We start from the raw sequence: 26,675 nt of genomic DNA, 5'->3' as shown, positions 1-26,675 counted from the left end.
TAGCCTCCTTAAACCTGCGGGATGAGTCGTTCTACATGCTCCAGGTTTTCTTTAACTGATGTATCAAGCTTATTGATTTCTTCCTGGATCGTTTCAGGCGTTACCCCATACTGCGCCATTTGTTCAGCGATTTCCGTTAATTGCTTTTCAGCTGAAGACTTTTCCGCCTCTGCTTGGATTTTTGCTGTTTCTGCTTTCTTTAAATTTGCTTTTGCAATTTCAATACGTTGTTTTAATTCCATTACTCATTTCCCCCTTCAAGTTGTTTTGATAGTAAATTTTGTAGTTCTGATTCAAGAAACTTCTTTTGATCTCTTAAACAGGCCAACACAGTTGGTCGGATAGCAAAATCAATACTCTTTTCTCCTATACTTTCTGATTCACTTACTGGTAAATTCTCACTAAATTTTTTATGAAATAGTGAGACTTTTAAAACATTAGATGTATCTTCAAAAGCTTCAATAATTTCATTAATTTCCATTAACGAATTATTCAGCCACTCAGCTGTTTGTAAAAAGTCACTAACTTTATCTGTATCAATCACCACGAATCACCCCTCAATGAGAATGTTCAAAAGACATCGGCGATTCGCATAGCGGACAAACTCCACCAGCCTCGTTCCATGTCTCTTCCAATTCCTTTGTGTAATTTTCAATGTGCTTTTCATATAGTTCCAATGTGCTTATACTTTGACGAACTCTTTGATGCCAGATCATATATTTTCGTAGTAGCTCTTTTAATTCAGCTAAACGAGATACGTTGTTCTCAGCTTCTGCTACCTTTATTTCTGCTTCCTCCGGAACATGTAAACGATCCAGACGACTCACATACTTCGTATATTGTGTATGCGTAATTTCATATTTTTGAAGCAACATACTCATTTGATTTAGACGTGTAATACTTGTTTCATATTCTTGTAGTTGATCCGACATAGCAGCAGGTACTGACAATCGTTCTACATCACTACTTACTTTTTCATAACACTGCTTAACCACGCTATGTTGTACAAAGAGCTTCTTTAACTCATCCGTTTTCTTCACTTCCTCCTCAACCACAGCAACATCGATGGTCTCTATTACAGTTAGTCTATCTAGCTGTAAACGAACATCTTGTAATGCTTGACTATACTTTTCATAGTTTTGTGATAAGATAGAAAGCAAAGAATATCTTTCTTGAAATTTAGTAAAATCTTGTAACAAGTTACTTACTTCTACTAATTCATCAAATTGTTTTAATGTTTCAGTCAATGTCTTCTTGGCGGTGGACAGTGACTCGTATCTTTTTTGTAAGTCCAGTAGTGTTTGGAGACGCTGCTGGTCTTTTTCTGTTTGTTCAATTATTAGTATTAGAACTGGTACTTCCTCAAGCCGTTTTTCAAATTCCCAAGCTGCTATGTACTTTTGTTTACGACTTGTGTACATGTGAGATATTTCTTTTAATACCTCTTTCTTTTTATGCAATTCCTCTACGTGCTCCATTAGGCTTTCAGCTGTTTTTAACTGCTGTACTTTATCATCCACATCCAAGTACTCGAGTAAGCTACCTGCTAATCTCTCAATTTCTTTTTCAGCTAGTAATCTCTCTTGCCTTGCTGCGTATGTATCTTTTGAAACACTTTTTACAGCGAGATCTACAGCTTCTGTTCCTGCTAATTTACCAAGTACTTTCGCACCTGATGATGGTGTTTCGCTTATTAAGAACGGAGCCTCAAGCTGAAATGCGAAGTTTAAAGCTGTAACAAAATCCCCAAAGGTTTGTTTTGTAATACCGAGTAATTGTTTTACTTCTTCCGGTACCTCTGATTTTTCAAATACACTTCCTTCATCCCCGGGATCCGATTGGATTCTGTACGATGTTTTTCCTTTCCTACGGTGCTTTGAAATAATAATTCCGTTATCCAAGTGAATCGCTACCGTAGCCTGTCCGACTGATTCGTTGACGAAAGCCTCTCCTTGAGGTTCGTTAAATGCTATCCAGCGAACTGCTCGTAAGATAGCTGTTTTACCACTATCAGATGGTCCAGTAATTACGTTCAGCCCATTTCCTAAATTGAAATGACTATTCGTATGTGACTGGAAACCTTCTACAAAAATCTCATTAATGGCCAACACGTTCACTCCTTTCTGTTAGCTTTAACATGGTGTTTACCGCTTGTTCTTCTGATCCATTCTTGAAGTAATTTTTACTTTCGCAACATACAGCTTTTACGTCCTTTGCTTTTACTAATCGAGTCACATAAGTCACGTACCGTTGCATGTGTATCACCTCCTTTCAATGATTTAACTTGCTTTTACTTTCGCTTTCTTTTTTCGTGTAACAGTTACTTTGACACCTAGATATTTTTCGTATACTTCTTGAAACAGAACTTCTTTTTTCTCTGTCCCATAAAACTCATTACGAATGTATAAGCTGGATTTCTTATTCCCCAATGTTTAACACCCCTTTAGAACGAAAAACTTACTCTTTTATCTTTTCCGCGAAGTGCGGAAATTTAGTTAAAAAAATATTCTTTTCAGGAAAATCTAATTGTAATGCAGCTTCTATCACTTCTTTTTCCGCGTTATGCAGATACGAGGGCATAAAAAACCATTCAAAGGGAAAGTTTAATACCATCGCAATACGCAGTGCTAAACGTGGGCTAGGTGTCCGTCTACCAGTCTCAATATCAGCATAATGTGTTCGGCTTATGTTAGCCAATTTAGCGGCTTTATCCTGTATCAAACCAAGATCTTCTCGTATTTCCACAAGCCAGTACCTTTTCATGTTGCACCCCCACAATCTAGTAATTGATTCCAATTATATCCGCACTTCGCGGAAAAGTAAATAACTTTCTGATAACTTTTTATACTTTTTTTATCCGCGCATTGCGTATTTACTATAGTTAATGGTATCTTATAAGTAATACAAACGTAAAAAATAATAAAAAGTTTTATATTTCCTTTGAATTTTACCTAAAACAAAACCATTAAAATATATAAAAAGCTATATATTTTCTTGTTATTTTATATAAAACAAAAGTATTGAAATATAAAAAAAGAATTCGGGGGATGCAAAATGGATGTTGGAGCACGTTTAAAATTCTTACGCGACCGAAGAGGTTGGACCATAGAAGAAACTGCAGAACGACTAAACATGTCTAAATCAGCATACGGCGGCTACGAAACTAACTACCGTAGACCTAAATACGAAGTTCTTGTACAGATAGCAGATCTTATGGATTCCACTACAGACTTTATATTAGGGAGAACAGAAAATCCAAATAGTTTAAACTTTGACGTTACAGATTTTCTAGACAAAGGGAAGTTACATTCTAACGGCGTTGAAATTACAGATGATCAAGCTGAGGTTATTAACGCGTTATTAAGACAACTAATAGTACCAAAAACGTCGCAATAAATAAAAAAGGATTAGCCAGATGCTATTCCTTTTTTTGTTGCAATACAGCTGTAATTTGATTGTACTGCTCATATGTAATTCGCCCTCGTTTGTATAGTACTTCCATTAGATAATCCATATCACAACTTACATTCTCAGCATCAAATAATTCCCCTATTAAACGCTTTGTTTCTTGCTTTACAGTCTCTTTTCCCACCATAGTTCCGCCCTTCATCCTTAATAGTTTGTGAAATATGTATCAAACGGTACAATTTTCTCAAAACATCTAAAAACGTGACACCCCTTAAAAAGACGAAAGACGCTACTGTGAGTAGCGTCTTTTTAACTATTAATTTATATTACATGCCACCAGGGTCAACTTTCATTAGTTGTACTTTTTCAGTATGTACATCCAATTTTTCTTTACCTAAATCTTTAGTTTGATCTGCACCAGCACCAATAACCCCAACCGATAATGCAAGTGCGCATAATGTAGTGATTAAAAACTTTTTCATGTTACAACACTCCTTCAGTTATTAAAATGCGCTTCGGAAGTTGCGCATATATTAGGCTTCCCGTTTTTTCAAATTCTTCTAAAGATTTCCTTGCTATCATTGTATCATTTTCAATTCTAGAAAGGTAGTACATTTGAAAAGCAGATAGACCTTTTTCTTTTAATATTTCGAAAATTCTATAACCATTCTGCTTATCACCATACAAACACTCATAATAAGCAAGATCACCATCACTAATAAAATCAAAATCTATATTATTTAAATTAAATCCGAACTCAATATACAAAAAAGCAAGAGTCGTTTTAAAAGAGTTATATTTTTGTGTCCCTTTCGGTGAACTAATTCCTTCTAAACATTGAATAGCTTTCAAAATATATTTTTCTGCCATTAACGGATTCTCAAAAATGTAACTCTCACCCAAACAACAGTATGCCGTAGCTTTTACAACTGTAAAATTCAAGTCAGAATTTATAATCTCGTGGCACGTAACTCTACAGTTATCTACCTCATTAGCATGCAACTGGGTGTACGCAATTCGTTCCAAATACTGCATGCGTAAACAATCTTTAACATAGCCGTTATCCATCTTAGCGATGTATGCTTCAGCAGCTTCGGCATACGATGACATAGCACTATACCTTTGTTTATCATACTCGGCTGCCATTAGTAACGTATTTAATAATGCCTGGCACTCCGAATCTGATGAAACACGTATCTCATAAATTATATCTAATAGTGCCTGACCCCTTTTCCGATTCATATTCCTGTGATTGTATAAGTTATAGACACTTAGATATTTACGTACGTCATTTTGTACCTTTTTTAAGTCCTCGTCATCGGTTTCCTCACTGTATCTTTTAATTAATGATTCCATTACTTTATATTCCCCAGCTACTTGGCTATAACTTAAAGCCTTTCTTACATTCATGCTAGTAGAACAATTTTCTATAAAACTTCGTATCATCTTTATTTGCTTTAAAGGGTCTTTGTACACATGATGCACTAATTTTTCATACACATCGAATTTCATTTCTCCAGTTTTAAAATCTAAGCCATTCGAAATCGTTGTTCTGCTTACATTAATTTCTTTTGCTATTTTTCGTACGCTCATATTCATCGACTGGATCATGTTATTCAACTCTTTCATCAAATCTCGCATGTTCCTCCTCCTCAGGACTAGAACACAAGACTCCTCCCTTTTTCTCAATAGGAAAACAATCACAACAATTATGTATGCCTGAGAAGTATGTTATACTTAATGCTGACTCATGGAAAGTTTTCCCTACGCGCACTAGGGTAAAACGTTATAGTAGTGTTGCCGCACCACTGTAACGCCGTGGGTCTTTTTGTTCTTTTATTTTATTAACATCATCTTATCATAAAATTTAGAACATTCATTTTACTGTTTCTCAAATCATATTGAGAAAGTTTTTTTCAAAATATACCAATTTCCCCACAAAAATATTCTACCATTAATCGAACAATCGTTCTGGTTGTTATTCTAACTTCATCCATAAAACTTATCATGTTTTGTATTTACGCCAAATTTCTTGGCATTTATAGTTTAAAAATAATGCCTTATTTATAATAATAGGCATGAACACTTTTGGAGAAAATTTAAAAAAATTTAGGTCAAATCGTTCTTTAACACAAGCGGAATTTGGAGAGATGGTCCAATTAAGTCGTAGCCAGGTTAGTAACTTAGAGACCAACTTTAATGAACCCGACTTAAAATCTTTAGACCGTATCGCCAGTTTCTTTAACACATCGATCGATGCACTTTTAGGAAGAAATATTCCGGAATCTGAAGAACAATTAAAAATTATTCTCGAAGAGATCCAAACGGTTTTCGCAGGCCTGGATGAATCTCAACGAGAACAATTCTGTAAACAACTTCTTTTCTACACGCAATTTCTAAATGAGAAAAAAGAGTTGTTATGAGTCGATTGTAGTAGAAACCATTTTCATATTCAACAGTCATGTTTTCTATTACAACCTAGAAACCGAGAGGGCTACTTGTCCTCTCGGTTTTTATTTTATGCCTTAATTATACACCGCACTTGCTCCCTCAAACGCTATAATCCCCATAGTTTCTCCCACTTTCATTAACTTAAATCTCTTTGCTTTGCATTTTTTCCCCATAACTGTCTCCATAAAACAATTGAAGCGATAGAAAGCATGATTGTTGTAATGATACTCCCCTCAATACCGAACGAGCCCCCATGAAGGACTTCCGATCCTTTTGTTACAGGTTTAAAAAGTGGTGTAGAATACATTGCCATTCCACTTACTGCAAAACCATAAATATTAAACTGTGCCCAATTCCACAACGAATGCCACGCGCATATCCCCCAAAGACTACTGTCCTTTAAAGCGTAAAAAGCTGCAAATACACCAACTAATATTATATTCGATATTGAAAGAATTGTAATACCTGGATTTAGTAAATGAAGAAAACCAAATAAAAAAGAAGTTACAACAATCCCAATCCATATACGGCTTCTAACAGAAAGGACTGGAAATAACCAACCTCGAACAACAATTTCTTCTGTTGCACCTTGTATTAAAAAAGCAACTAAAGATCCCACAATTCCAATTATAGCGGTTGGCGTAATTTGTTGTATTTGTAGTTGTACAATTCCTGTTAATAAAAGTATCATTACTGGTATTGAAATGAAAACAAAACCTATTAATGCACCTCTCAAATATTTTCTTATCCACTGATTTCTCCAAAAACCAATGGATGAAATTGATCTTTTCTCTACAAATCTAACCCATAAAAAAACAAAAAATACAGCTCCCCCAAACGTCAATATCATCTCAATATCACTATAAATTGCCTTCATTAAAAGTGTTTCTGCTTTCGGTAAAAACAACATAAATAACATGAACAATTCACCTAAAGTTAAAAATACAATTGCAAGTATAACAGCGAATATTGGATGAACTTTTTTTCTTCCTTCTTTAGCTGCATCAATTATTTTAAATTGAGAAAATTGCAATATTCTCGCCTCCATAACAAATATATTAATACTATATATCGTTTCTCTAATACAAACTTCCAATAAAAAAGCTCTCCGTTTAGCATAAACCTAAATTTGGAATAATATATAAATAAAAGAGATAACTTTGTGCGTTTTACTATTATCACCAAGATTATTCACTGGTATTACCAGCACTTGCTATTTCCCACCATTTGTTGTAAGATAGTAATTAAGGTCAATTTAACACTATATTTCCTTTGCATATTATCAAGTATCAATCAGGATTATTTTGTACTCCTTATGGGTGTTTGATAATATGTGAACTTTTATTTTTCATTCAAATAAGGCCGATCATATTGTAATCTTTTTAAATTTTAGGAGGCATTACCATGACATTAACAGGTAAAGTAAAATGGTTTAACAGCGAAAAAGGTTTCGGTTTCATCGAAGTTGCAGACGGTAACGACGTATTCGTTCACTTCTCAGCTATCACTGGCGACGGCTTCAAGTCTCTTGACGAAGGTCAAGAAGTTAGCTTCGAAGTTGAAGACGGTAACCGTGGACCTCAAGCTAAAAACGTTGTAAAGCTATAATTCAAACAATAAAAAGGTTGTTACCAGCTCGGTTAACAACCTTTTTAATATATAACTAAAATTTTTTACATAAAAGGAGTGGTTATATGTATCGCAATCGAAAGAACGATGTAGCTGAAGTACCACCAGAACAAACCCCTGTCTGGGAATGTGAATCAGAGGATTGTTTAGGATGGATGAGAAAGAATTTTTCATTTGAAGAAGAGCCTAAATGCCCTTTATGTAAAAGTAGCATGAAAAGCGGAGAACGTTTATTACCTAAAATAGGTTAATTTTTACTTACCCCCCTCTTTTATAAGAGGGGGTTTTTATTATAAATTTATATCCTCTACATCCGTTCGAACTATAGAATACAATAGTGCATCATGTTGCTTATTTCCTTGATGAATATAGCCACGTAATAACCCTTCCTTATGAAAGCCTATTTTAGATAACATTTTACAAGAAGTAACATTTTCAGGGTATGTAATAGCTCCAATTCTAAATAAGCCTAAATCTCGAAATCCATAATGAATAATTTCTCGAGCCGCTTCTGACGCATAACCATTCCCCCAATAACGAGGATGTAAGTCATATCCAATTTCAGATCGTTTACTCCATAGTTGTAAATTATTTAATCCAATTGTACCCACTAAAGTATTTGTTTCTTTTAATACAATCCCCCATCGTATTGCCTTTTTCTCAAAGTAATTTTTTGAAAAAGATTCAATCATACGTGAAGCTTGTCCAAACTCCGTAAAAGAATTCATACCGTAATAACACGTTACTTCATCCAATGAAAAGATTTCATATATTTTTTGACAATAAGATTGTTCTATTTCAACTAAACGCAAACGTTCTGTTTCTAATATAGGAAACGCCACAGGATCACTCCTTTCTTTCTACTCATTCATTATAGCAGAAAAAGTATTTATAATTAGGAAAGTCCTCAATGTCCCATTTATCAAATATTTCTAGAGAAGCTTATCCTCTTAATTCAATACGAACTAAAAATAACCCTTCTTGCTTTTGCATGATTAGAAAAAATAAAGAGGTGATCAAAATACTATGATCACCTCTTTATGCTCTATTTATTTGCAACTAATGCCAAAGAGCTGTTGGTCTCCAGTTTACACTTAAAAAACCAGTTTCTCTAAGTAGTGTATCTTACTCATTAACAAAAGGATACAATCACATTCCCTACTCTTACCTTTATTTATAAAAATTAATTGTATTATTTTCATTTTCACCACTCCGTCTTATAATTTCGATTCCGTGCTCACTTTTCCCTTCTAAAACACACCCCTGATCCATACATTTATGGTAAAATGTAGTTAACGTTATGTTTTTCTGTGGAGGTGTAAATGTTCTATGTATATATTCATCGGCTTATCCCTCTTACTCATATTACTCATATTTTTATTTGCAAAAAAGTTCGCCCCAAATTCATTCATGATGACTAGTTTTAAAGGTAATAGCTTTATGACATTTTCAATCGGCATGTTAATCGCTTCCACTCTTTCGCTTTCATATGGAATCTATCACGCAGCAACCTATCAACCTAAACATTTAGATATCACGTTACAAAATCAAAACTTTACTGTTTTCGGTAATGTTGGGGAGCTTGGATATTTCTCAGAAGAGTTACTAAAAAAAGATACAGCAGTTGAATTACATTTTGCCTCTTGGGAAACAATTCAATTAAATAATCCAGAAATAATAGTAAAATACCCTTCAGGTAAACAAGAATCATGGAAACCGAACATAACATCACTTCCAGCCAATAAATTAAAAGAGAAACATGGCATAAAAGAGCTTTATCAACTCTCATCATATTCATTTAAAGAATCTGGGAACATAGCATTAACGATTACTGAGAATAATACAACTAATAAAAAAATTTCAATTCAAGTGAAATAAATAAAACGTCCCTCCAATATACTGGAGGGACGTTTTATTTATTTATTTATGTATTCTATGTTAGTTTGACGATTCATTTAATGTTGCAATTATTTCATTTGCAGTGTTCTTCCCATTTCCAATACACGCACCAATTCCGACACCGTAATATGAAGCTCCAGCTAAGTATACATTAGGATAAAGATCCGTCATTTTTTCTTGTAATATTTGAACAGCTTGATTATGTTCTAAATGATATTTCGGCATTAAATCTTTCCAATTTGTAACTTCAACTACTTCTGGTTTCCCTTTAATCCCCAGGCTCTTTTCAATATCATATAAAGCGACTTGTACCAATTCTTCTTCACTATAATTTTTAATCGTTGCATATACTGGATTTGTACTCTTATAAAACATTCTTACTAATAGCTTTTGTTTTCCCGATGTATGCTTCCACTTCCGGCTTGTCCATGTACACGCATCACAATGTAAATCACTGTTTTCCGTTACGATAAATCCTGTGCCGTCCGCCGGTAATTGTTCATCAAGTATATCAAATCCTAAGTAAATACTTATAAGAGATGAGTTTTTAAATGTATGAAACTGCTCGTTTAACTCATTAGACCGTAATAAAGTTTCTGCGATATCATGCGGAGCTGCTAAAACAACATAATCAGCTTGGATTGATTCATGATTTGCAAAGGAGATTTCATAGCGATCACCTTGTTTCCTTACAGCAGTCGTTACAGCGCCTTTCTTAACGACTGTCTCAGTCAGCATTTCTTCTAAACGATCAATAATCGTAGATAGTCCACCTTTAAATGATACGAACTTTTTGTTTCCTGCTGATTGAAACTGTTTTTTATTCTCTTCAAAACCTTTAATAATACTTCCATATTTATTTTTATAATCCAGTAAATACGGTAATGTCGATGCCATAGTAAGTTCATTCAATTTACCGGAATATACTCCTGAAAGCACCGGAGCAATTTGTCTTTCCACTAACTCTTTCCCTAAAAAGCTTTCTAAAAATACAGCAAGTGAAGTATCTTTTGTAAACTCTTTATTTTTCGTTATAAAATCTTTTAAAGCAACAATTTTCCCTTTCGTTGATACTAGCGTACTGCTAAACAATGACTCCACACTCATCGGTATCCCAAATATAGTGTCCGATGGAATTGGGTGTAAAGTATTATCAGAATGTATGTAAGAAATACCCGTTTCGTTATATACCATTTCTTCTTCTAAATTCAAATCTTTTACAAGCGGCATAACATGTTCATTACGAGCAACGATAGAATCCGCTCCTGATTCCATAATAAAATCCTTTTCTTCTACACTATGGATTTTACCACCTAAGTACTCTTCTTTTTCTACAAGGATTAAATTTAAATCGATATTATTATCCTTTTTTAATTTTTCTAAATAAAACATAGTAGAAAGTCCCGTTATACCTCCACCGATAACAACAACTGTTTTCATATGTGCTGCGCTCCTAACCGATACAATTAATAATTCCTTTATTATTATACCCAAAAGTCCTTATATTCGACTAGCAGCTTGTGCATTCTGTAAGAAATTAGACAATATATTCGAATATATTTCTGGTTGATCGTTATGCACTAAATGACCAGCAAACGGAATAACAGCAATATAAATATTATCGTTTAATTGTTTGAACATTGTAGTAGCTGTAACTTCATCTTCTGCATCTCCCCCAGCAATACAAAGTGTAGGTATTTGAAGATTAGCTACATCACCTGTTTCATCAAATGGGTACCAATCTTTAACTTGCCACGATTCAAGTAATGCTTTCCAGTCACTTTTCTCATGAATTTCATTCATATACGTTATAACTTCTTTATTTTCCATCAATTCCTGATGACACTTTGCTTCATACTCCTGAGACTCTTCCCAATTTTCTCTCTTAACCGGAAAAATACCTGAAAAAGTTAATGTTCTCACTTTATCTGGATATTTTTTTGCAAATAATAAAGCGACTAATCCTCCTAGTGAAACACCAGCTATATGACATCTATCAATTTGTAAATGTACTAATGTATCATGTAAATCCTTTACAGATCGTAGGAAATAATTCTCCAACGTCCCCCCTGATCTTCCATGTCCTCTTAAATCAGGACGAATGATTTGATAGTTTTTTTCTCGAAAAAATGCTACCTGCTCTTCATACTCTACTAAACCTGTCATACCACCAGAGTGTAAAAGCATAATTGGTTCCCCTTCGCCTGAAATGTGCGTATGTAATATCATATATCTCCCTCCTTCAAAACAGAATATTCTATCTATTATCAGTATATAGAATATACATCTGAATTTCCAAATAAAAAAGAACTATAACATTTTCAAATCATGCCATAGTTCTTTTTATTTTAAAAACATAAAGTAATTAATCAATTTGTCTATTTCTTGACTTAATGCCAATACTTTTTCATGTTGAATTCCGTAATCCGATACTAAATATAAAAGTTCTTCTTTCTTTATTTCAATGACTTTTTCCAATTTCACTAATTCCATGTCGTTTTACTTCTCTCTCCAATACTAAAATATATGTATTTTAGTATAGCCTATTTACATAATTAGTAAAAGTAAAATAAGCATGTAAAATCTTACAAATAAAAAAATAATATACCTATCAACAAAAAATTTTAAATTTAACCCTTTATACAGATCATTAGACTTCATTATGTATTAATAACAAATCGGAATTTCTCTAATGTAATATCTTTATATTCTGGAGCTCTCTTTATATGATCAAAATAACTATATGAGAATTTAAAAACATGCCCGAAATCCCAATCAAACGCACTATAGTCTTTTAGCCAAAATTGATTTTCTGTTGGTAATACATAAGCACGTTTTGATTCGATTAAAGGTAAACGATCTATAGGTGAGTGCAAGTTAATTTCAGTATTCGGCATAAGATATTGACTAGCACGTAACACGTATACTAGTTTTAACAGTGGACGTATCCCTCGTTGGAATATATCTCTATGCCCTAAATCATACATAATATTAATTGCATGAGAAAAAGTAAGTAAATGACCAATTAAATCATGATGCCCTTCCGCTCTATAAATAATATTAAATTGCGAGAGCTCCTTTAAAATAAACTTAGATAATTGTTTCGGATTTTTGAATTCACTTTCTATCTCATCGTTTATACTTAATTGTTTTACTTCCTTCGTCGTAAAACCAATCCACGATCTACCAGGAATTGTTTTTCGAAACGATAATATAAGGTTAGTAATCCCTTCAATTGCTTGATTATTCCCCCATTTTTGTAACTCTTTCATAGCTAATAAACTTAATGCAGCATAAATGACATTATGCCCCACCCAATGAAGTTCATCAATTGTATGCTCCATTGATTTTATAATCAGTTTTTCAGCACTTTGAAAATCAATTTCTTTTTTACTATCGATGATTTCACCTAAGTTTTGATTGTTCAACATCATTTTTGTTTGAGAATACATACTACGATTTATCTCTTCTTCCATATTGTTATCTTTCATAAAAAAATAACTAGCAATTGCAGCTGCTCCGAAATGCGCATGCCAAATATCATTTGTTTGTTTTTTACACTGAGAAATAATTGAAAGACCCTCTCTTAAAACAGTTTTATTTTCCATCTATTTTTCCCCCGTAATAAAAATCACTTAATACTCATCCTAAAGATGGTGTCAATACAAATAAAATATGATTGGATTCATCACTTTTATTCAAAAAGCGATGTTTCACATTTGGCGGAATACGTACAACATCGCCTTCTTCTAAAAAATATTCTTTTCCTTCTAACTCCACATACACTTCTCCTTTCATAACAACAGCAATCTCTTCTTTATCTTCATGTGAATAGTGACTTTCCGTTGTGTTTGCTTGTTTATTTAAATCCATTATTAACATTTCAATTCGTGCTTTCATAAAATCCGGTGTTAATACATCATATACAATGTGATCATTGTTCTCCCGATACACTTTTTTTCGATCTTTTTTCTTAGAAATGAGTGAATCTGTATCAATCTCATTAATAAAAAGTGTAAATAGCGGTACATTTAATGCTTTCGCAATTAATTCCAATACACTTAAAGAAGGATTCGCATATCCTCGTTCAATTTGACTAATTAGTGAAGTACTAATTCCTGCATAATCAGCAAATTCACGAATTGTCATATTATTTTTCTTACGATAACTTAATACAGTTTGTCCGAGTCTATCATGTATCATAGTAAAACCTTCCTTTCGTTCATCATATTGCATGTTTCGTTGTCTTTGTGCTGACATAGTAAACAAAGGCAAATAATCCTTTCCTATCGCCTTAAGGACTTATATACTTACCTCTGTACATTATATCGTATTTAGTTCATTATAATAAACAATCTATCGGAGGGACAAACTGTGAAATCACCTATTCTTTCATATTGCATCTTATTTTTCGGCGTATTCGCCCTATCAACTTCAGCAATTTTCGTAAAATTGGCAGATGCTCCTGCGGCTATCATTGCTTTTTACCGTTTATTTTTTGCTGCACTGATTCTATTACCGTTATTACTATTTAATAAAAATAATCGAAACGAGCTAAAAACAGTAACAAACAGACAATGGGGATTCGGATTCATATCCGGGCTATTTTTAGCTGCACATTATGTACTATGGTTTGAATCATTACAATATACTTCTGTAGCGAGTTCTACAGTTATCGTAACGTTACAACCTTTATTTTCAATGATTGGTGGTTACTTTCTATTTAAAGAGAGATTTACGAAAGGAGCGGTCATTGGTTGCCTCATCGCTATTTCAGGAAGTATCGTCATCGGATGGCAAGACTTCCAAATTAGTGGAGAAGCTTTATACGGGGACATTTTAGCCTTTATTGCGGCCGGAATTATTACCACTTACTTTTTCATTAGCCAACATGTTCGTAAAGATTTATCACTTATACCGTATTCGGTAATTAGTTATGGAAGTAGCGCCTGTTTTCTCGGTATTTTTTCCTACATGCAGCAAGAATCTTTCATCCATTACTCTACACAAACTTGGTTGTGCTTTATCGGCTTAGCATTTATTGCTACAATTTTAGGGCAAACAGTTTTTAATTGGTTATTAAAATGGATGAGTGCTACTGTAATCTCTATGAGTATTTTAGGAGAAACGATTGGAACTTGTATACTAGCGTACTTTATATTAAATGAGACTATTTCTTTACAACAAGGGCTAGGCATTACATTTATTTTTATTGGTTTAGCATTATTCTTATTACAACCAAAACTACCGAATCACAACTAACAAATAAAAAAGCATGACATTAATTTGTCATGCTTTTCACTATTCATTATGTACAATTAAACCATCAGGTCTAAAACGACTCATCATAATTTCATTAATAAACTTTCCGTGAGCCTTCAAATTCCCTACTTTTATTCCCTCTTCTACAAATCCAAATTTTTCATATAGCGATTTCGCTTTCGGATTCGTTTCTAAAACACCAAGCTCTACTCGCTCTAACATTAACCAATTATCAGCTAAATCAAGCATTTTTGTAAGAAGTGTTTTCCCAATGCCTTTATTATGATATTCACTATCTACCCCCATAAACAAATCCCCCGAATGAGATCTACGTCCTGGGCTTTGGGTTAATCCAACAAATCCAACAACTTTTCCATCATACTCTGCAACAAATTCAAATTGATTTGGCGCTAAATTACGAATTCTATTTTCCATCGCATCTACACGCATACTAGGTAAGAAAACCATATAAGGTAATACATCATCTTGTATGCATATACGATGAATTGCTCTAGCATCTTGTATTTCTACCGCTCTTAGTTTGATCTCCATATTTTCTCCCCTCCATATTCATAACAATACATTATTATTCTAGACCCCCGGGTGAAACCCCTTCTCTTCTATATTTCTTTATGTTATTTTTACATAATCATTTCAGTATAACATCCAATTTTTGAACAGCTTATCCTTATCTACAATTTAGTTAACTTTTTACTCTATTATATAACTCCAGCAGATTTTCAATTGGAATACCATTTATTTTCATACCAGTTATATCACAATTTTCTATTTCCATATTTTTCAGATTACTATTACTTATCGCACTACCTTCCAAATCACATCTATTAAATGAAATAGGATGTTTACCTTCTCCAAGGTTTGTATCTTTAAAATGAACTCCACCTAAAGTCACAAAAGAAAATTTACTACCGGAAAGATTTAAATCGGCATATAAAGAACTTTTAAAATTTATATTTCTAAACTTTGATTGACTCACATTACAATTACTCATCTTCATATTCATCATATTGCTACCAACAAAGGAACTGTTTTTTAAATTCACTTGATAATACTCTGTATTTGCTAGATTACAGTTTTCATATTGGCTATTTTTCATATCATTATTTTTAATCAGGTTCTCTTTAGCTGACTCTACAGTTATTCTTTTTACATAACAATACTCATCTTCAGATTTAAAAATTATTTCATAGCCCATTTTTTCATAAAAATGATGATTATTAAGTTGTCTACTGGATGTTTCGAGATCCCAAACCCTTATGCTTGGATATTCCACTTCAATTGATTTAATAACATGTGATCCAATTCCTTTTCCTTGATAATCAGGATCTACAAAAATACGATCAATTCGACCGTATGACTTACCAGAAATCGTAACTATAATTCCTCCGATTATTTTGTCATCCACTATTACCTTAAAAGAATCCAGTTCTTCGATTGAATATCTCATCATTTCAACTGAAGAATAGCCTGGTGGTTGGATGTTATAGTCAATGACATCACCTTGACCGCATAGCCATCGTTTTGCTTCTTCATCAAATGTTCTTGTCATTATTTCTGTTAACTTTTCAGCATCTAAAATTGTAGCTTTTTCTATAGATATTATTATCATTTTTGTTTTCTCCTTCATTGTTACAAGATAATAAGTTTTGCGAACCGTATAGTTATAAAATAAAGAAAATTAAAATTAATAACTTCATTTACTATTAAACTACAAATCAACCTATATTTTCCACTGTTACTTAGCATTAATGAATAAAAAAGAGACCATGCTATATAAACATGTTCTCCTCTTTTATTCATTTTCAATTGTGTATAATTAAAAATTAGATATTACTTTAGCCACTCGTTGCAACTATTACTTAACTCCTGTAAATCCTCTATAAATCGACTCGCATGATATCCATCACAAACCGAATGATGAATTTGTAATGAAACTGGTAGCATAACCTTATTTTCTTCATTAAAATATTTCCCACAAGTTATAATTGGTAATAGAAAATCACCATCATTATTAATATTAAGATTAAATCCAGTAAAACTAGCCCAAGGTATGCTAGAAATAGGAAAAACATTTGGCGGAACATTTTCTTTTGTGAAGAGACCATGAACACCAGCATAGCACCTCATATCCTCTTCATAGTTTTTATAGAAAATGTGAAAATCATTAGAATAATCCGTCCATATACTTGAAAAAGATTTATCATCTTTATGGAAGATTGTATAACTTGGTATCATTTCCTCCCAATATCCTAAAACTCCTTCATCGTTAAAACATGTTCGAAATTCTTTATGATTATTTATTACTCTAGAAATTAAATATATAAAAACGGGATAAAATTTTATTCCTTTTTGATGTAATTCCTTTAATAACCTCGTAATATCAACATTCACAGTCATACTAAACGTACATTTCAACTTTAAATAATGTTCAAAATACTGCTCTCTATTCCAATTTTCTCTGTCAATTATATAAAACTTCATTGTAATAGCCTCCTAAAAATTTTTTATTTTAGAAGGCTAACTTTCTTGTTTTCACCAAACCTGTTCACTCCTAATAGTTAAAGTTTTTATTTAATTATATAACATCTACAAAAATTCATTCACATATTTATTGAAATCCAACCACATACTATTAATAAATCAACTGACGTTTGGAGGATTCAAACATGAATGACAAAAATGTAAATAAAAAAGATAATGCTATCGCAAACAATACACCTATTCAAAATAATAATACTGTAAACCTTAATGTAGAAGAACAAGCAATGAACGGCTTATATGGAATGCCAGAAACTGCTATTGAAGATGCTGATCATGCTGTAACTGATGATTTGACTTCAAAAAATTAATAAAATACATAGAAGAAAGCCAAGGAAAATATCCTTGGCTTTCTTAACTATGCATCCACCTTTTGTACTTCTTCACTCTTTCTTGAAAGCTTTCCTGGCCAAAAAGCAAAGCGACCTAGAACAACTGTAATTGCTGGTACAAGTAATGGTCTAACAATAAATGTATCTAGTAGTACACCAATTGCAGTTACAATACCAAATTGAACAAGAACTTGAATTGGAAGTGTACCTAACACTGCAAAAGTTCCTGCTAAAATTAAACCTGCGGATGTAATGACACTACCTGTTTGTATAACGCCATTTTTTATAGCATCCAAGTGATTTTGTGTCTTTCTGTTTTTCCATATTTCTGAAACCATAAAGATATTATAATCTTCACCTAAAGCAACCAGAAATACGAATGCATACAACGGTATCGCACCTTGAATGGCCGGCGCTCCCATACCATAATGAAGCAATAGCCACCCTGCTCCTAGTGCCGAGAAGAACGATAATACAACAGTTACAATTAAATAAATCATCGCGACAATTGATCGTAAGTAAACAAGTAATAATAAAGCTATAATACTAATCATTACTGGAATGATAACTGCTTCATCACGTTCCGTAATTTGCTTTGTATCATATAATGATGCTGTTTCTCCGCCAATCCATAGTTGATCTTCTGCATTACTAATCCCAGCATCTTTTAATACTTTTTCTACACTACTTTTCAATTTAGGGATTTGATCTAACGCTTCAATTGAGTATGGATTTTCAGCTAAAGAAACCTCATACATTTGTATTTGCTTATTTTCTTTACCCTCTTTTGGGTCTTTTACTGTATTTACAAAAGAAAATCCCTCTAGTTCTTCTTTAATAGGAAGCTCTTTTCCTTTCGTATCAACAACAACTTTTACTGGTGCTAGTTCTCCAGCTGAAAAATGATCACTAATTAACGTAAACCCTTCACGTGAAGGCATATCTTTTGGAAACGATTCTAATAAGTCATATGTGTATTGAATACGTGGTACAAATGAAGCCAATCCACCTAAAACAAATACAGTGAGCATAATTATTGTCCACGGTCTTCGTACTACGACATCTCCAAGTTTTTTACTAAAAGCACCTTTTGATTTTTTAACTTTTACAACTTTCTTTTTCTTTCTTACCCATTCCTCATTCATTGAAGTTGTTCTCGGTATAAATGGGAAGAATGCAGTTCTACCGAAAATTAATAATAACGCTGGTAAAATTGTTAAAGCAGCAATTCCCATTATGAATACAGCAACACTAAATGGTACCGCAAATCGATGAAAGGCACCGTAATGAGCGAGTAATAATGTTCCTAATCCAAGTACAACAGTTAACGCACTCATTATAATTGCTCCGCCAGAAGCTTTAATTGCAAGTTGCAATGCTTTATATTTACTTTCTTCCTCTAGCAAGTACTCCCTATATCTCGAAATTAAAAATAGACAATAGTCCGTTCCAGCACCAAACAATAATACTGTCATAATTGATATCGCTTGGGCATCTACTTTAATCCATCCGTGATCAGCTAAAAAACCAAGTGTAGGACTAATAATACCGTATGCAAAGCCCACAACAAGTAAAGGTAAAATTGCTAAAATTGGTGAACGATACAGTAAAATTAATAAGACTAATACGAGTAGTACAGTAGCAACTAACAGCTTCACATCAGCTTGACTAAATAAGCTAACCGCATCAGTTTGAATACCTACAGGTCCAGATAATCGAACATGTAAACCAGATTCACTTATTTTTTGTTTAAATGGATCTTCCTTCACCTTACTATTTACTATCTTTCTTAAATCTTCAAGATTTCCTTTTAATATATCTGTTCCGGCAGATTTATTAAAGAATACCGGTGTGACAAATGATGTACCATCTTTTGATGCGCTTTTTGATAATACTTGTTCTGGTATTGTATCAAATGGTGGTAACGTTGATTGTTCTTTTAAAGGACTGGCCTTTAATTCTTTATAAACGTCTTGTATGAGTTTATAATCCTGTGACTGTAATCCATCATCTTTATACCATACTACTAACAAAGGATTCCCTGCATTATTCGGAAACTCGTTTTTCATTAGTGCTTCCGCTTGCTGCGACATAGCTGTTTCAGGTAAATTTTTCGGATTCGGTTCTTTCGTACTGTTTACTTGTGGCAATGTAAATGAAAGTAATAATGTAATAAGAATCCAAACCGATAAAGTTATCCACTGCGTATGCTTCCCTGCTACAAGCCTCCCTAACATATGTAACGGGTGCTTTTTCATAAAAACCCCACCTTCCTTTTTTCCTCTAACATTAATTATATATACTGGTCGGTTAATTAATCAAGAATGAATAAAACTTTGTGTTATAATTATCTCAACAATACATGTCAGGAGCGAATGGATTTGGAACAAAAACAACGTCCTCTCGGAAGGCCTCGTCAAAATAAAAATACAAAGTCTACAAAAGAAACCATTTTGGAAGTTGCAACTCGGCTATTTCTTACTCAAAATTATCAAGTCGTTTCCATGGATGAAGTTGCAAAAGTTTGTGGTGTTACGAAAGCAACCGTCTACTATTACTATTCAACAAAAGCAGATTTATTTACCGCTACTATGATTCAAATGATGATACGTATACGCGAGAATATGTCTCAAATCCTTTCTACAAATAAGACTTTAAAAGAAAGATTATTGGACTTCGCTAAAGTCTACTTACACGCAACGATGGATATTGATATGAAGAATTTTATGAAAGATGCAAAACTATCATTATCTGAAGAACAATTGAAAGAATTAAAAGACGCTGAAGACAACATGTATGAAGTATTAGAAAAAGCACTCGATAACGCAATGCAAATTGGAGAAATCCCAAAAGGAAATGCTACATTTGCTGCTTACGCTTTCGTTTCTTTATTATCAATGGGAAATTTTAAGGATGAGAGCCATAATGATATTCCTTCAAATATAGATAACTTAGCAAAAGAAATCGTTTCTTTTTATTGGAACGGGTTAGGTCATTAATATTAAATAGATTTTCTTGAATAAAAGAGCATGTTCGAATTTTTTTCAAACATGCTCTTTTATTTATTTACTATTAATTAGATTATACTTCAGCTCAGTTTAACAAAAAATTCCTCTTCAACTTTTACAAATTTTGAATTTGAATCTTTATATTCTCCTTACTTAATCCCCCATGGTAACAAACTACCGATTCAATATCAAGATTTGAATACCTCTTCAAAGACTGCTGTGCTTCCTTAACATTTAAAGTTGTTGGGACGTGAATTCCTCCTAACTGTCCATTCACACTATACATCGAGTCTCCTGCAATAAGGGTTTTACTTTGTTTCAAATATAAACTAATATGACCTGGAGTGTGTCCTGGGGTATGTAGAATTAGTATCCCACCGCAATACGGAAGTTCTTGCCCATCAATCACAATATCACTCACTTTTCCTTTTGGTGGATTCTTTACTTGTTCATCCTTCAGTAAAGGAAACTCTCCTTCAATATAAGGTTTATCTAGCTCGTGCGCATAAACTTTAATATCACTTACACCATTCTCCAATAAATCAGGAAGGCTACCTATATGATCTATATCCTGATGTGTCAAAATCACAACTTTTAGCTTATCAAAAGATACTCCAACTCTCTCCATCTCTATTTGTATATCTTCAAATTGTCCAGGTAAACCAGTATCTATTAACACTGCCATTTCATCATCCCATAAAAGAATTGGGTGAATAATAAAGTGAAACTTTAATCAGTGGGGGTTTTCTTCATCCCCAACTGATTATTAGTTGAACCAATCGGACTTTTATGGGCAGTTGATCCCCCACCTAAATTCTTTGCTTTCGTTGAATTTTGAGGTGGGGGTCTTACTGCCCATTAAAGCGGGATAAATTCTTGAAACTCAAGTTGTAACATTTCTACCCCTTTAGCAATCTCCATATAGTCAGTCTCCTTTATGATGAAGTTTGAAAATATGCACAAGTACATCGGAAATATAAAGCCACACTATCTTTTATTAGGTTTTGTCATCCCAATAGAGAATACCTCAAACCCTTTAGATTCATAATAAGATTGCAATTTTTCCACACACATAAGTTGAGGAATAACCTTATTTAGTTCACAGTGCTGGATTAATCGTTCTACGATTTCTTTTCCAATACCAATGGACTGATAATCTTGCAATACACATATACCACAAATAACGCCTGTTATTACACCATCTGATATAATACGCCCCATCCCTACTAATTTCTTATCATCAAAAGCATAAATTGCATACCAACTTTGTTTACACATTTGTTCCAATTCATTGAGCGTTAATTTAAGAGAATTCCATCCTAAAGATTCATATAACGCTAATAATCCATTGAAATCTGTTGGGTGTTCAATTGTGTAATTTATACTATTATTCATGTAAATACTCCTTATCCTATCGTTTGTTTGTATTTCATAAAATTACCTTTAACAAACTTCCATAAGAACAAAATAACTCCTTCTCAACATAAAATAAAAAGAAGTTAACCTCACATCAGTTAACTTCTTTTATATAAATCTATCATTATTTTATCAACCAAAAATCATACAACTGCAGACGATAAGAACAAACAAAACTAATAAACTATTTGAGAAATAACCCATAGAATACTACCCCTTTATTTCATTATGTAAAAGATTTTAACATAAAATTATTTACAACATAATAACTGAAAAAGACATTGCATGCGTTAGTTATATATGTTTAGTAATATTTTATTTTTGGTCATATTCTTCTTGCCTAAAGCCACTTCTTATACTCCAATACTTAAGTTCATATAACCTCAAAACAATATAAATAAAGAAGACCTCGACATATCGATGTCTTCTTTTCAACTATGCTAATTGCTAACTCATGTTTTTTATTGAATAGATATAAAACCTTTACAAACAGGGCATATAAGTAAGGCATTCTCTACTACATAAATATTTAATCAGATCATTAACACCTTTCCTTTATATTCTTTAAATCTCACCCTCAGTTATTTTAATAGATTTCTTATTTGAAAAAAGATTTTTAAAAATTCCTATCCCTATAATTAATAGACCTATACCAACTAATTTATTTATTTGTAATGGAATGCTCTCCATTCCAAATAATCCAAATGTATCAATGCATAACGCAACTACTAATTGAGTTATGAGACTAATGAGCACCGTATACGCTGGACCTAAACTCTTTATTGCACCCATTATACAAATAATTAATCCGATACCAAACAACCCACTTACATAAAACAAATAATTTGTAGTGTAAAAATTAACGCTTATACTTTTCTCTGTAATGATATAAAATAGCACTGAACTTATAAGACCTATTCCAAGAACACATGTAGTTGTTAACCACTGCCCTACATTTTCATTCACTTTCGTATTAAAAACAGATTGTAAGCTAATTAATATTCCTGCTAATATAGCTAAAGTAAATCCAATCAAAATCTTCCTCTCCCTTTCATTACTCATAAATATTATCTTTAGCAACTTCCTTCATTTTAAAAAAGTCTTTAATTACAATAACTCCATTTCTCTTTTCAATTAATTTTTCTTTATAAAATTTTTGTAACACCCGAATTACGTGCCGATTACTTACTCCTATAAAATCCGCAATACTTGATATCGAAGTTGCATCCAAATCTTTTTTATACATATTCCCGTTACTATCAGTAGAAATAGAAAGTAAATAACTAGCTACACGTACTTCTACTGGATAAAGTAAATTAAGTGCTGTAAAACGAGTCGATATTTTTAATGTGTTTGCAATGTTTTCAAGCAAGAAGTTCATAAATATAGGATCATGTAATAACTTATTTCTAATTACAGCATGAGAAATAGAGATGGCTATAACATCTGAACAAGCTTCAACGACATTATGCGCTTTGCTATTTTGTATTAATTCAATATCGCCAACAACCGCCAATGGATTGATAAAACGAAGGATCAGTTTCTTTCCCTCTGGTGTAATCGTATAAACTTTTACTTTACCTTTAACAACAAAATATAAACGATCCATTGCGTCATCTATATTGCAAATAAGCTCGCCTTTTTCAAAATGATTTACTTGAAAATAAGCTGTATCTATCTCTGAAAAAATTTCAAGCATTTTATTAGTTTTCAAATAATGGATAATTAAATCTGATCTATTCTCCATTTTCATTTCCTCCTTTCATTTACATATTAAATACAACAATACCTATAATCATTACTATTGTTCCCACAATATGATATCTCTCCATCTGTATCTTTTTTATTTGAAATAATCCCTTCATTTCAATTAGAGTTGCTGTTAATAATTGAGCAACCATAAGTGTTCCAGCTGTTAATGTAACTCCCATTGCATGTATCGCTACTGTTTCTGCACAAATAATTAATCCGCCAAGTGCACCAGCTACTAAATATATTTTTTTCACATCCTTTAAATCCGCTATTTTCTCTTCTTTCTTTAACAAAAATATTGTTGTTGCAATAATGAATCCAATTAAATGCGTAATAATACTTGTCGACCATATACCGATATGTGAACTAAGTTTTGCATTAAATGTACCTTGAAGTGTAATAAATACGCCAGCTAAAATAGCAAATACAACGCCTTTCAAAAAATCATCTCCTAATCTTCTATTTCTGACTTAATTAAAAGCTATAATCCTATAAAGGCAAAAGGACAAATGTCACATCAATATGAAAATAGCTACAAATGAACAATAAAAAACACAACTCAAAATATTTGAGATGTGTTTTTTATTGTTTTATCGTTATATAATATTTTAATATTTATAACTACGCTATATTAACAGGTTTATTCTTCATAACAAACTTTCCAAATAAGAAACGCACAAGTGGCCCCATAATAATTAATTGTAATGGATACGCCAAAATGAAATTTTTAATGAAAATTGAAAAATACATCGATACAAATGAGTCTCCTTGTAGTCCACCATGTAAATACATCATAGCCATTCCGTAAAAAGACATAAAGAAAACCATTCCAATTACCATAGCTGTCGCCATCGCAACTATAATATTTATTTTCTTCGATTTATCAAACGGTAACATGAATACAAGTTTTTTCGTACAAGGTCCAACGATACATATTTCAATTAATAATGCAATAATGAATCCAATTATTAGTTCTAATGCGATCTCCTTAATATGAATTGGCCCTCCTGCTCCATTCAGTAATAAATTATAAAACGTCATTACAATAACCATCCCAAGGCACATCATCATACCAAATTGGAGGTTTTCCTTTCTTGTTGTTGGCAATTTCTATCATCCTTTCTGTTTAAGTCTTTGTCATTATATCGATTATGGAAACCTCTTCGTAAGTGAACATTTTGTGAACAAATTTAAAGCGTTATCATATATTCACTATACTTTCTGATCAAATTCTCACTCTTACTTATAAAGGTTTTATATATTTCAATGTTGAATTACTAAATTTAACATTGAAATACATTACTACTAGGAGGATAACCATGAATGACATAGAATTTTACGTATACCACATCGTTACAAGGGAAAAAATGAATATTGGACAAATCATTCATTTCGATAAAAATCAAACGAATACCCTCTTTCATTTCTTTTTTGAAAGGGAACATTTGAATTCTAACGGTGAAGATCCCATGCAAATTTTAAAAGAACATTATACAAATGAAGAATTACATATAAATAATGAAAATGCTAAAGTAGTTATGAATTATATGAATCAAACAATTAGAGCCGTTAGAGAAACGATTGTAGAAATGGTAAGACTACAAGAATTCCCTGAATACCCTTCAAGATTATCTTGTTTATATGCTGCAAAGAGCTATGAAGATACTTTAAAATGGAAAGCATTATTTGATTCTTACAATCGAGAAGTTTTGCAGATTGTTAAACTACGAGTAATTGGAAATTGTTTTGAAGGTGACGGAAATCTTTTACCGAAAGAAGATGGTATTCCTTTCTCTCAAAAAATTGAACAAGCAAGAGAGTATTGGAAAGGAAACGTTAGTAATGAACTTCCTGAGTTACTGATCAATGGAAAAATTGAAGTGGTGGAAATTATTGATGATTTTTCCGCAATTCATATTTAATTCCTAACTAAATCATATAGGATGGAGATTATAATGATGAAAAAAGTGTACTTCAATCATGATGGTGGTGTAGATGATTTAATTTCATTATTTTTATTACTCCAGATGGATAATGTCAAACTTACAGGTGTTTCAGTTATCCCTGCAGATTGCTATTTAGAACCAGCAATGTCTGCGAGTAGCAAAATTATTGATCGCTTCGGCAAAGGAAATATTGAAGTAGCCGCATCAAATTCCCGTGCAAAAAATCCATTTCCAAAAGAGTGGCGGATGCATGCATTTTATGTAGATGCTTTACCCATTTTAAATGAGTCTGGAAAAGTTGTAACACCCGTAGCAGAAAAACCTGCACATCATCATTTAATTGAAACCCTACTACAAACTGAAGAGAAAACAACTTTATTATTTACAGGGCCTCTTACCGATTTAGCGCGTGCACTATATGAAGCACCTGTAATCGAGGGGAAAATTGAGCGCCTTGTTTGGATGGGAGGAACATTTCGTACTGCCGGCAATGTACATGAACCAGAACATGATGGAACAGCTGAGTGGAATTCGTTTTGGGATCCTGAAGCAGTAGCTCGTGTGTGGGAATCAAAAATTAAAATCGACTTAGTAACGCTAGAAAGTACAAACCAAGTTCCATTAACTATAGACATACGTGAAAGTTGGGCAAAAGAGCGTAAATATATTGGTGTTGATTTTCTTGGTCAATGCTATGCAATGGTTCCTCCCCTCGTTCATTTCTCAACTAACTCTACTTACTATTTGTGGGATGTATTGACTGCTGCCTTTATCGGGAAATCTGACCTTGCAAAATTACAAACAATTAATAGTATTATTCATACATATGGACCTAGCCAGGGGCGTACAGTGGAAACTGTTGACGGACGACCTGTAAATGTAGTATATGATGTAAACCACAATGGATTTTTTAACTATATAACTGAATTAGCGAAGAAAGCTTCCACTTGAACCACTATCTATATGAAAAATAAATAGAATGGCATTATTTTAGACGATAAACCCCATATTTA

36 protein-coding genes are annotated in these 26,675 nt (G+C 32.7%); 10 read left to right on the top strand and 26 right to left on the bottom strand.

The genetic code is table 11. The features are described 5' to 3' along the window. Positions 1-8 precede the first annotated feature (8 nt). Genes RBB48_RS22005 through RBB48_RS21980 form a run of 6 tightly spaced genes read right to left on the bottom strand, consistent with a single transcriptional unit; the run spans position 9 to position 2,763 of the window. On the bottom strand, positions 9-242 hold the full coding sequence (locus RBB48_RS22005) for a hypothetical protein (protein ID WP_000421150.1): 234 nt from the start codon (positions 240-242) through the stop codon (positions 9-11). Next, positions 242-544 carry a hypothetical protein gene (locus RBB48_RS22000; RefSeq protein WP_306008069.1) on the bottom strand — a complete coding sequence of 101 codons (303 nt, stop codon included), beginning with the start codon at positions 542-544 and terminating at the stop codon, positions 242-244. The genes RBB48_RS22005 and RBB48_RS22000 overlap by 1 nt, the downstream gene beginning before the upstream one ends. A 13-nt stretch (positions 545-557) precedes the next feature. Continuing rightward, positions 558-2,111, bottom strand: coding sequence for an AAA family ATPase (locus tag RBB48_RS21995; RefSeq protein WP_306008068.1), 1,554 nt, complete (start codon positions 2,109-2,111; stop codon positions 558-560). Further along, a complete protein-coding gene (locus tag RBB48_RS21990) occupies positions 2,098-2,256 on the bottom strand; it encodes a hypothetical protein (protein WP_306008067.1) in 159 nt (52 codons plus the stop codon). Before RBB48_RS21990 ends, RBB48_RS21995 begins: the two co-directional genes overlap by 14 nt. Before the next feature lie 23 nt (positions 2,257-2,279). Continuing rightward, on the bottom strand, positions 2,280-2,429 hold the full coding sequence (locus RBB48_RS21985; protein ID WP_179196777.1) for a hypothetical protein: 150 nt from the start codon (positions 2,427-2,429) through the stop codon (positions 2,280-2,282). 28 nt (positions 2,430-2,457) lie between these two features. Further along, a complete protein-coding gene (locus RBB48_RS21980; RefSeq protein ID WP_306008066.1) occupies positions 2,458-2,763 on the bottom strand; it encodes a helix-turn-helix transcriptional regulator in 306 nt (101 codons plus the stop codon). 291 nt (positions 2,764-3,054) lie between these two features. Between RBB48_RS21980 and RBB48_RS21975 the strand changes: the two genes are divergently transcribed. Further along, positions 3,055-3,396, top strand: a complete 342-nt coding sequence (locus RBB48_RS21975) for a helix-turn-helix domain-containing protein (protein WP_042515227.1) — start codon at positions 3,055-3,057, stop codon at positions 3,394-3,396. Between the two features lie 22 nt (positions 3,397-3,418). On the opposite strand, the gene RBB48_RS21970 is transcribed toward RBB48_RS21975, so the two are convergent. The 3 genes from RBB48_RS21970 to RBB48_RS21960 form a co-directional block, all read right to left on the bottom strand. After that, a complete protein-coding gene (locus RBB48_RS21970) occupies positions 3,419-3,595 on the bottom strand; it encodes a hypothetical protein (RefSeq protein WP_306008065.1) in 177 nt (58 codons plus the stop codon). A gap of 139 nt (positions 3,596-3,734) precedes the next feature. Next, on the bottom strand, positions 3,735-3,890 hold the full coding sequence (locus RBB48_RS21965) for a hypothetical protein (RefSeq protein ID WP_179196776.1): 156 nt from the start codon (positions 3,888-3,890) through the stop codon (positions 3,735-3,737). 1 nt (position 3,891) lies between these two features. Then, positions 3,892-5,049 (bottom strand): AimR family lysis-lysogeny pheromone receptor, encoded by a 1,158-nt coding sequence (locus RBB48_RS21960; protein WP_306008064.1) that lies wholly within the window; start codon positions 5,047-5,049, stop codon positions 3,892-3,894. Positions 5,050-5,486: 437 nt separating this feature from the next. Here RBB48_RS21960 and RBB48_RS21955 point away from each other — a divergent pair, with 437 nt between their 5' ends. Then, entirely contained in the window at positions 5,487-5,831 is a 345-nt protein-coding gene (locus RBB48_RS21955; RefSeq protein ID WP_002163124.1) for a helix-turn-helix domain-containing protein, read from the top strand. 164 nt (positions 5,832-5,995) lie between these two features. Here RBB48_RS21955 and RBB48_RS21950 read toward each other — a convergent pair whose 3' ends face one another. Continuing rightward, entirely contained in the window at positions 5,996-6,892 is an 897-nt protein-coding gene (locus RBB48_RS21950; protein WP_306008063.1) for a CPBP family intramembrane glutamic endopeptidase, read from the bottom strand. Between the two features lie 371 nt (positions 6,893-7,263). Between RBB48_RS21950 and cspD the strand changes: the two genes are divergently transcribed. Next, complete coding sequence (gene cspD, locus RBB48_RS21945; RefSeq protein WP_000176365.1) at positions 7,264-7,467, top strand: cold-shock protein CspD; 204 nt, start codon at positions 7,264-7,266, stop codon at positions 7,465-7,467. An 86-nt stretch (positions 7,468-7,553) separates the two neighbouring features. Continuing rightward, positions 7,554-7,739, top strand: a complete 186-nt coding sequence (locus tag RBB48_RS21940; protein WP_000286202.1) for a cold-shock protein — start codon at positions 7,554-7,556, stop codon at positions 7,737-7,739. Positions 7,740-7,778: 39 nt separating this feature from the next. Here the strand turns inward: RBB48_RS21940 and RBB48_RS21935 are convergent, their stop codons facing one another. Next, entirely contained in the window at positions 7,779-8,330 is a 552-nt protein-coding gene (locus RBB48_RS21935) for a GNAT family N-acetyltransferase (RefSeq protein ID WP_046954301.1), read from the bottom strand. A 487-nt stretch (positions 8,331-8,817) separates the two neighbouring features. Here RBB48_RS21935 and RBB48_RS21930 point away from each other — a divergent pair, with 487 nt between their 5' ends. Beyond that, on the top strand, positions 8,818-9,366 hold the full coding sequence (locus RBB48_RS21930) for a hypothetical protein (protein WP_088081739.1): 549 nt from the start codon (positions 8,818-8,820) through the stop codon (positions 9,364-9,366). Between the two features lie 60 nt (positions 9,367-9,426). Here RBB48_RS21930 and RBB48_RS21925 read toward each other — a convergent pair whose 3' ends face one another. The 5 genes from RBB48_RS21925 to RBB48_RS21905 all read right to left on the bottom strand — a co-directional run bounded on the left by RBB48_RS21925 (position 9,427) and on the right by RBB48_RS21905 (position 13,590). Beyond that, on the bottom strand, positions 9,427-10,827 hold the full coding sequence (locus RBB48_RS21925; RefSeq protein ID WP_147788035.1) for a protoporphyrinogen oxidase: 1,401 nt from the start codon (positions 10,825-10,827) through the stop codon (positions 9,427-9,429). Between the two features lie 60 nt (positions 10,828-10,887). After that, on the bottom strand, positions 10,888-11,616 hold the full coding sequence (locus tag RBB48_RS21920; RefSeq protein WP_097906917.1) for an alpha/beta fold hydrolase: 729 nt from the start codon (positions 11,614-11,616) through the stop codon (positions 10,888-10,890). A 114-nt stretch (positions 11,617-11,730) separates the two neighbouring features. Beyond that, positions 11,731-11,880, bottom strand: coding sequence for an aspartyl-phosphate phosphatase Spo0E family protein (locus RBB48_RS21915; RefSeq protein ID WP_000424361.1), 150 nt, complete (start codon positions 11,878-11,880; stop codon positions 11,731-11,733). 167 nt (positions 11,881-12,047) lie between these two features. Further along, positions 12,048-12,995, bottom strand: coding sequence for a hypothetical protein (locus tag RBB48_RS21910; protein ID WP_306008062.1), 948 nt, complete (start codon positions 12,993-12,995; stop codon positions 12,048-12,050). Positions 12,996-13,029: 34 nt separating this feature from the next. After that, complete coding sequence (locus RBB48_RS21905; RefSeq protein WP_000581036.1) at positions 13,030-13,590, bottom strand: helix-turn-helix domain-containing protein; 561 nt, start codon at positions 13,588-13,590, stop codon at positions 13,030-13,032. Positions 13,591-13,761: 171 nt separating this feature from the next. On the opposite strand from RBB48_RS21905, the gene RBB48_RS21900 reads away from it, so the two are divergent. Further along, a complete protein-coding gene (locus RBB48_RS21900; RefSeq protein ID WP_088063335.1) occupies positions 13,762-14,649 on the top strand; it encodes a DMT family transporter in 888 nt (295 codons plus the stop codon). A 39-nt stretch (positions 14,650-14,688) separates the two neighbouring features. Here RBB48_RS21900 and RBB48_RS21895 read toward each other — a convergent pair whose 3' ends face one another. From RBB48_RS21895 to catA, 3 genes are all read right to left on the bottom strand, one after another. Continuing rightward, a complete protein-coding gene (locus tag RBB48_RS21895; protein WP_088063334.1) occupies positions 14,689-15,201 on the bottom strand; it encodes a GNAT family N-acetyltransferase in 513 nt (170 codons plus the stop codon). A 151-nt stretch (positions 15,202-15,352) separates the two neighbouring features. Continuing rightward, positions 15,353-16,279: a GNAT family N-acetyltransferase gene (locus tag RBB48_RS21890; protein WP_088063333.1), complete on the bottom strand. Its 927-nt coding sequence runs from the start codon at positions 16,277-16,279 to the stop codon at positions 15,353-15,355. A gap of 221 nt (positions 16,280-16,500) precedes the next feature. After that, positions 16,501-17,151 (bottom strand): type A chloramphenicol O-acetyltransferase, encoded by a 651-nt coding sequence (catA, locus tag RBB48_RS21885; RefSeq protein WP_088063332.1) that lies wholly within the window; start codon positions 17,149-17,151, stop codon positions 16,501-16,503. Between the two features lie 185 nt (positions 17,152-17,336). Here catA and RBB48_RS21880 point away from each other — a divergent pair, with 185 nt between their 5' ends. Beyond that, positions 17,337-17,519: a DUF4021 domain-containing protein gene (locus RBB48_RS21880; RefSeq protein WP_000998381.1), complete on the top strand. Its 183-nt coding sequence runs from the start codon at positions 17,337-17,339 to the stop codon at positions 17,517-17,519. 47 nt (positions 17,520-17,566) lie between these two features. Here the strand turns inward: RBB48_RS21880 and RBB48_RS21875 are convergent, their stop codons facing one another. After that, complete coding sequence (locus tag RBB48_RS21875) at positions 17,567-19,798, bottom strand: MMPL family transporter (protein ID WP_088063331.1); 2,232 nt, start codon at positions 19,796-19,798, stop codon at positions 17,567-17,569. A 117-nt stretch (positions 19,799-19,915) separates the two neighbouring features. Here RBB48_RS21875 and RBB48_RS21870 point away from each other — a divergent pair, with 117 nt between their 5' ends. Next, complete coding sequence (locus tag RBB48_RS21870) at positions 19,916-20,539, top strand: TetR/AcrR family transcriptional regulator (protein WP_088063330.1); 624 nt, start codon at positions 19,916-19,918, stop codon at positions 20,537-20,539. Positions 20,540-20,663: 124 nt separating this feature from the next. Here RBB48_RS21870 and RBB48_RS21865 read toward each other — a convergent pair whose 3' ends face one another. From RBB48_RS21865 to RBB48_RS21840, 6 genes are all read right to left on the bottom strand, one after another. Further along, complete coding sequence (locus tag RBB48_RS21865; RefSeq protein ID WP_252196041.1) at positions 20,664-21,266, bottom strand: MBL fold metallo-hydrolase; 603 nt, start codon at positions 21,264-21,266, stop codon at positions 20,664-20,666. A gap of 269 nt (positions 21,267-21,535) precedes the next feature. Beyond that, positions 21,536-21,943, bottom strand: coding sequence for a GNAT family N-acetyltransferase (locus RBB48_RS21860; RefSeq protein ID WP_088063328.1), 408 nt, complete (start codon positions 21,941-21,943; stop codon positions 21,536-21,538). Positions 21,944-22,528: 585 nt separating this feature from the next. After that, positions 22,529-22,999 carry a DMT family transporter gene (locus RBB48_RS21855; protein ID WP_088063425.1) on the bottom strand — a complete coding sequence of 157 codons (471 nt, stop codon included), beginning with the start codon at positions 22,997-22,999 and terminating at the stop codon, positions 22,529-22,531. Between the two features lie 19 nt (positions 23,000-23,018). After that, positions 23,019-23,711 (bottom strand): Crp/Fnr family transcriptional regulator, encoded by a 693-nt coding sequence (locus tag RBB48_RS21850; RefSeq protein ID WP_142291729.1) that lies wholly within the window; start codon positions 23,709-23,711, stop codon positions 23,019-23,021. Positions 23,712-23,730: 19 nt separating this feature from the next. Beyond that, complete coding sequence (locus RBB48_RS21845) at positions 23,731-24,156, bottom strand: DMT family transporter (RefSeq protein WP_060488717.1); 426 nt, start codon at positions 24,154-24,156, stop codon at positions 23,731-23,733. A gap of 181 nt (positions 24,157-24,337) precedes the next feature. Further along, the gene (locus RBB48_RS21840) at positions 24,338-24,823 is read right to left on the bottom strand and encodes a DUF2798 domain-containing protein (protein WP_088063326.1); all 486 of its coding nucleotides are present in this window, start codon (positions 24,821-24,823) and stop codon (positions 24,338-24,340) included. Between the two features lie 212 nt (positions 24,824-25,035). On the opposite strand from RBB48_RS21840, the gene RBB48_RS21835 reads away from it, so the two are divergent. Further along, positions 25,036-25,638: a DUF2441 domain-containing protein gene (locus RBB48_RS21835; protein WP_088609707.1), complete on the top strand. Its 603-nt coding sequence runs from the start codon at positions 25,036-25,038 to the stop codon at positions 25,636-25,638. A 33-nt stretch (positions 25,639-25,671) separates the two neighbouring features. Beyond that, entirely contained in the window at positions 25,672-26,613 is a 942-nt protein-coding gene (locus RBB48_RS21830; protein ID WP_142291728.1) for a nucleoside hydrolase, read from the top strand. The last annotated feature ends 62 nt before the right edge of the window (positions 26,614-26,675 follow it).

The sequence above is a fragment of the Bacillus sp. MMSF_3353 genome, assembly GCF_030733445.1.
Lineage (GTDB): Bacteria > Bacillota > Bacilli > Bacillales > Bacillaceae_G > Bacillus_A > Bacillus_A wiedmannii.
The sequence above is the reverse complement of the archived record's forward strand: the minus strand, read 5'-3'. Positions and strand labels throughout refer to the sequence as shown.